3 protein-coding genes are annotated in these 6,156 nt (G+C 67.6%); all 3 read left to right on the top strand.

Annotation, left to right across the window (positions count from 1 at the left end; genetic code table 11):
• The first annotated feature begins 73 nt into the window (after positions 1-73).
• The 3 genes from AC6H42_RS18965 to AC6H42_RS18955 all read left to right on the top strand — a co-directional run bounded on the left by AC6H42_RS18965 (position 74) and on the right by AC6H42_RS18955 (position 6,084).
• Complete coding sequence (locus AC6H42_RS18965; protein WP_497548703.1) at positions 74-1,891, top strand: sensor histidine kinase; 1,818 nt, start codon at positions 74-76, stop codon at positions 1,889-1,891.
• Complete coding sequence (locus tag AC6H42_RS18960; RefSeq protein ID WP_057157377.1) at positions 1,872-3,245, top strand: sigma-54-dependent transcriptional regulator; 1,374 nt, start codon at positions 1,872-1,874, stop codon at positions 3,243-3,245. Before AC6H42_RS18965 ends, AC6H42_RS18960 begins: the two co-directional genes overlap by 20 nt.
• Before the next feature lie 109 nt (positions 3,246-3,354).
• Positions 3,355-6,084 carry an alpha-1,6-glucosidase domain-containing protein gene (locus tag AC6H42_RS18955; protein ID WP_497548702.1) on the top strand — a complete coding sequence of 910 codons (2,730 nt, stop codon included), beginning with the start codon at positions 3,355-3,357 and terminating at the stop codon, positions 6,082-6,084.
• The last annotated feature ends 72 nt before the right edge of the window (positions 6,085-6,156 follow it).

Genomic DNA, 6,156 nt, shown 5'->3' with positions numbered 1-6,156 from the left:
GCAGCAGCGCCACCACAACGACGAAATGCGCATGGCCGCCGTCGACTGAGGCGCTGCGATGTAAAATCGCTCCATGCGCGCAAAACTGATCAGAGTACTGGCCTTGCTGGGCGCCGCCGCCGCGATCGCGGCGGCCGGCTGGGCCGGCATGCTGCGCGCGCAGGCGGATTTGATGGAGCAGGGACGGCGCCAGCTGGAATTGATGGCGCCGGACCTGCAGTCCGCCATGGAGAAGTATGAAACCCTGCCCTTCGTGCTGGGCTTCCAGCCGGACCTGATCCAGGCCCTGGCCAGCCCCACCGACGCGAACGCCATCGCGCGCCTGAACCAGTCCCTGCAAACCATCCAGCAGCAAGCCAAGGTCGGCGCCATCTATATGATGGACCGCACCGGCCTGACCCTCGGCGCCAGCAACTGGGACCAGCCGCTGGGCTTCGTCGGCAAGAATTTCTCGTACCGCCCCTATTTCAACGAAGCGCTGCATGGCCGCGCGGGCCTGTTCTATGGCATCGGCACCAGCACCAGCGAGGCCGGCTACTTCATCGCGCAGCCGGTGTACCGCAACGGCACGGCCGGCGGACCGGTGGCGGGCGTGGTGGTGGCAAAAATCAGCCTGGCGGACTTTGAGCAGACCTGGCGCAGCAGCGAGCACACCATCGCGCTGGCGGACCGGCACGGCGTGATCTTCCTCAGCAACCAGCCGCAGTGGCGCTACCGCAGCCTGCAGCCGCTGGGCGCGGCCACCATGGAGGAACTGGCGCGCACGCAGCAGTACATGGGCCAGAAGGTCGCGCCGCTGTCCGAGCATCCGGGCCAGTTCGTGGCGCGGCCCGTGGGGCGCCTGGGCTGGCAGCTGATGCTGTTCCCGGCCCAGACGCGCGTGGTGCGCGCCGGCCTGCTGTGGGCGCTGGCGGCTTTCCTGCTGCTGTCCTGCGCGGCCGTGTCGGGCTGGGCGCTGCACCAGCGCAGGCGCAGGCTGGAGGAACGCAACGAGTCGCGCCAGGCCTTGCAGCAGGCGGCGCGCGAGCTCGATAGCCGCATCGTGGAACGCACGCAGCAGCTGCGCGAGACCAACCAGGACCTGGAGAACAAGTACGCGCGCCTGAAGGCCACGGAGCAGATGCTGCGCTCGACGCAGAATGAGCTGGTCCAGGCGGGCAAGCTGGCCATGCTGGGGCAGATGGCGGCGGGCGTGACCCATGAACTGAACCAGCCGCTGGCCGCCATCCGCGCCTTCGCCGACAATGCGCGCACCTTCCTGCAGCGCGGCCAGCCGGCGCAGGCCGAGGCCAACCTGGGCCACATTGGCGACGCCAGCGCGCGCATGGGCGCCATCATCGCGCAGCTGAAGGGCTTTGCGCGCAAGGATGAATCGATTTGCGCGGTGGAGCTGTCCAAGTCAGTGCGCGCCTCCGCGTTCATGATGGAGAGCGAGTTCCGCCGGCATGGCGTGGCGCTGGCGATCGACACCGGGCCCGGTCCGGCAGCCTCGGCCGGCGGCGCGGACGCCGCCCCGCTGCTGGTGGCCGGCGATGCGGTGCGCATCGAACAGGTGCTCATCAACCTGCTGCGCAACGCGCTCGACGCGGTGGAGGACGCGCCTCAGCGCCAGGTGTCGATCACGCTGGAGCGCGTGGACGGCCATGCCGAGGTGCGCATCAGCGACAGCGGCGGCGGCATCCCAGAGCAGGTGGCGGCGCATTTGTTCGAACCGTTCTACACCACCAAGCCGTCCGGCAAGGGCCTGGGGCTGGGCCTGGCCATCTCATCGTCCATCGTGCAGGCGATGAACGGCCAGCTGACGGCGCATAATCTGCCCGGCGGAGGCGCGCAATTCGTGCTGCGCCTGCCGCTGCAACCGGAAAGCACCAATGCAAGCCATCCTCATTGAAGACGAAGCCGCGCTGCGGCTGGCCACTGCGCAGACACTGGAACTGGGCGGCTTCGCCGTGCAAGCCTGCGCCAGCGCCGAGGAGGCGCTGCCGCTGCTGCGCGCCGACTTCTCCGGCGTGGTGGTCACGGACGTGCGCCTGCCCGGCCGCTCCGGCCTGGAGCTGCTGGCGCAGGTGACGGCGCTGGACGCCGAACTGCCCGTGATCGTGGTCACCGGCCACGGCGACGTCACCATGGCGGTGGCCGCCATGCGCAGCGGCGCCTATGACTTCATCGAAAAGCCCTTCGCCTCCGAGCGCCTGATGGACGCGGTGCGCCGCGCGCAGGAGCGCCGTAGCCTGGTGCTGGAGAACCGCGAACTGCGCGCCGCGCGCGCCTTGCATCCGGACACGCCGGACCTGATCGGCCGCTCGCCTGCCATCGAGCACCTGAAGGTATTGGTGCGCAACGTCGGCCCGGCCGGCGTGGACATCCTGATCAACGGCCAGACCGGCACCGGCAAGGAAGTGATGGCGCGCCTGCTGCACGCGGCCAGCGGCCGCAAGGGCAACTTCGTCGCCATCAACTGCGGCGCGCTGCCGGAGTCGGTGTTCGAGAGCGAGATTTTCGGCCATGAGGCCGGCGCCTTCACCGGCGCGCAGAAGCGCCGCATCGGCAAGCTGGAATACGCCAACGGCGGCACCGTCTTCCTGGACGAAATCGAAAGCATGCCGATGGCGCTGCAGGTGAAGCTGCTGCGCGTGCTGCAGGAGCGCCGCCTGGAACGCCTGGGCGCCAACGAAGGCGTGGCGCTGGACTGCCGCGTGGTCGCCGCCAGCAAGGCGGACCTGCTGCAACTGAGCGCGCAAGGCCTGTTCCGCGAAGACTTGTACTACCGCATCGGCGTGGTGACGATCGATCTGCCGCGCCTGCGCGAGCGGCGCGAAGACATTCCGCTGCTGCTGGCGCACTTCGTGCAGGAAGCCGCGCTGCGCTACCAGCGCCCGCTGCCGCAATGGAGCGCGCAGGACATGGCCGCTTGGCAGGCCGCAGACTGGCCCGGCAACGTGCGCGAACTGCGCAACTTCGCCGAGCGCCTGACCTTGGGACTGGCGCCCTCCCCCTCGCCGTCGGCCTCCTCAGCCCCCTCGGCGCCGGCCGCCGCCGGTGTCCCCGCCGCCGCCACTGCTGCGGCCGTGGGCGATGCCGCCTCCCTCCCCCAGCAAGTCGACAACTTCGAACGCGACCTGATTGCGCAGGCCTTGGCCGCCGCCGAGGGCAACGTCGCCCTCGCCGCCGACAATCTCAGCGTCCCGCGCAAGACGCTCTACGACAAGCTCAAAAAATACCAGATCAGCACCGGCAAAAAGTAGGCACGGCAGACAGAATTCGTAGTAAAGCTACAGCAATTGGATTACCATATCGGACAAATCCAAGCTGCAATTGCCATTTTTGTAGCTCAACTACTTTGGAGACAAGTCTATGGCTGGGAAGATGGGAGCGCAATTGACGCTCGGCGCGGCGTTGGTGATGGCGGCATTCGGGGCGCAGGCGTCGGTTCAGTTGAGTGCATGCGATGCGCCGTTCGAGACCGTGCTGCACAAGTCCAATACCTTCGATGCGCGTGCGGTATGGTTGAACCGCCAGCTCGCCAAGTGGCCGGGCGCGGAAGCCGGCGCCGGCGGCGCCTTCAAGCTCTACCACTCGGCCTCCGGCCAGGTCAGCGCCGCTGTCGGCGCCAAAGTCTCCGGCGCCGATGGCGTGCTGGCCATGGCCATCCATACCGCAGCGATCCCGCCCGACGCGGCGCAGCGCTTCAAATACGTGGGCAGCGGCGCCGTGCTGGCCGTGGCGCAGGCCGACCAGGCCAGGCTGCCCGCCCTGCTCAAGCAGCAGCTGGTGCTGGTGCAGGAAAACGCCGACGGCACCGTGCGCGACGCCACCACCGTGCAGACCGCCGGCGCGCTGGACGATATCTACGCGGCTGCCGGCAAGGCTGCGGACCTGGGCGCCACCGTCGCCAAGGGCCACACCGCCTTCAAGCTGTGGGCGCCGACCGCGCAGCAAGTCTCCGTCTGCACCTACGACAACGGCTACGGCAAAGCCACCGGCGTCGACACCATGCGCTTCGACGCCGCCACCGGCATCTGGTCGGCTACGCGCCGCAGCAATATGTCCGGGAAATACTACAAGTACGCCGTGGACGTGGTCGCTCCCAGCAAGGGCCTGGTGCGCAACCTGGTCACCGACCCGTATTCCATCAGCCTGACCACCGATTCGCTGCGCAGCTACATCGCCGACCTGGACTCGGCCAGGCTGAAGCCGGCAGGCTGGGACAAGGCGCGGGCGCCGAAACGCGTGGCCACGCAGACCGACATGTCGGTGTATGAACTGCATGTGCGCGACTTCTCGATCAACGACAGCAGCGTCAGCGCCGCCAACCGCGGCAAGTACACCGCCTTCACCGAGACCGGCTCGAACGGCATGAAGCATCTGGCCGCCCTGAGCCAGGCAGGCATGACCGACATCCACCTGCTGCCGGTGTACGACATCGGCTCGGTGCCGGAAAAAGGCTGCGTGGCGCCCCAGCCAAGCGGCGCGCCGGACAGCGAGAGCCAGCAGGCGCTGGTGGCCTCCACCTTCATCAAGGACTGCTACAACTGGGGCTACGACCCCTTCCACTACAGCGCGCCGGAAGGCAGCTATGCCACCGACCCGGCAGACGGCGCGCGCCGCATCGTCGAATTCCGCCAGATGGTGATGGCACTGCACAAGGCCAACCTGCGCGTGGGCATGGACGTGGTCTACAACCACACCTACCGCGCCGGCCAGGACGAGAAGTCCGTGCTGGACCGCGTGGTGCCGGGCTACTACCACCGCCTGAACGACAAGGGTGTGATCGAACGTTCCACCTGCTGCGACAACACGGCCACCGAGAACATGATGATGGCCAAGCTGATGATCGACTCGGCCGAGCTGTGGACGCGCCACTACAAAATCGATTCCTTCCGCTTCGACCTGATGGGCCACCAGCCGCGGGCCGCGATGGAAGTACTGCAGGCGCGCGTGGACAAGGCCGCAGGACGCCCGGTGCAGCTGATCGGCGAGGGCTGGAACTTCGGCGAGGTCGAGAACGGCGCGCGCTTCGTGCAGGCTTCACAGCTGTCGCTGAACGGCACCGGCATCGGCACCTTCAGCGACCGTGGCCGCGACGCGGTGCGCGGCGGCGGCGCCGGCGACTCGGGCGAGAAGATGTTCAGCATGCAGGGCTATATCAACGGCCTGGTATACGACGCCAACGCACACGCCGGCCAGCGCCCAAAGGAAGACCTGCTGCGCGCGGCGGACCTGGTGCGCGTGGGCCTGGCGGGCAGTGTGCGCACGTACAAAATGAAGACCTGGCAGGACAAGGAGATGGCGCTGCAAGCCATCGACTATAGCGGCCAGCCCGCAGGTTATGCCAGCGAACCGGGCGAAGTGGTGAACTACGTGGAGAACCACGACAACCAGACCATGTACGACCTGAACGCCTTCCGCCTGCCGCTGGCCACCACCAGCGCCGAGCGCGCACGGGTGCAGATGCTGGGCGCGGCCATCAATGCCTTCAGCCAGGGCGTGGCGTACTACCACGCGGGCTTTGACATCCTGCGCTCCAAGTCGCTGGACAAGAACAGCTTTGAATCGGGCGACTGGTTCAACCGCCTGGACTGGACTTACCAGGACAATTACTACGGCGTGGGCCTGCCGCCGGAGGCGGACAATGGCAAGGATTATGCGCTGATGAAGCCGTTGCTGGCCAATGCGGCGCTCAAGCCGGCGCCGGCCGACATCGCCTTCTCGCGCGACGCTTTCCGCGATTTGCTGAAGATCCGCGCCAGCAGTACCCTGTTCCGCATGCGCACGGCGGCTGACATCAAGCAGCGGCTGCATTTCCTGAATACGGGATCGGCGCAGGTGCCCACGGTGGTGGCCGCGCGCCTGGATGGCGCGGGCTACCCCGGCGCGGGATTCAAAACAGTGACGTATCTGATCAATGTGGACAAGATTGAACAGAGCGTTGTGGCGGATGGAGAGAAGGGCAAGCAATACCGACTGCATCCGGTACACACCGCCAGCGGCGCGGCGGACCGGCGCGCGCAGGCGGCGCGCTATGACAGCGCCACCGGGCGCTTCACCATCCCGCCGCGCACTGCAGTGGTGTTCGTCGAGTAAGTGGCGTGCAAGTGCGGCGGGTCAGCGGGGGCGCGCCGAGCGAAGCGCAACCCGCCGGCCGCCGCCGCAAAA

It is taken from the genome of Massilia sp. NBRC 108631, from assembly GCF_059704565.1.
This window is presented reverse-complemented; position numbering and strand designations above follow the sequence as displayed.

What these genes read in the sequence shown, in the direction of transcription:
- AC6H42_RS18965 (WP_497548703.1), top strand. Translation starts at nt 74, where the DNA reads ATGCGCGCAAAACTGATCAGAGTACTGGCCTTGCTGGGCGCCGCCGCC.
- AC6H42_RS18960 (WP_057157377.1), top strand. Translation starts at nt 1,872, where the DNA reads ATGCAAGCCATCCTCATTGAAGACGAAGCCGCGCTGCGGCTGGCCACT.
- AC6H42_RS18955 (WP_497548702.1), top strand. Translation starts at nt 3,355, where the DNA reads ATGGCTGGGAAGATGGGAGCGCAATTGACGCTCGGCGCGGCGTTGGTG.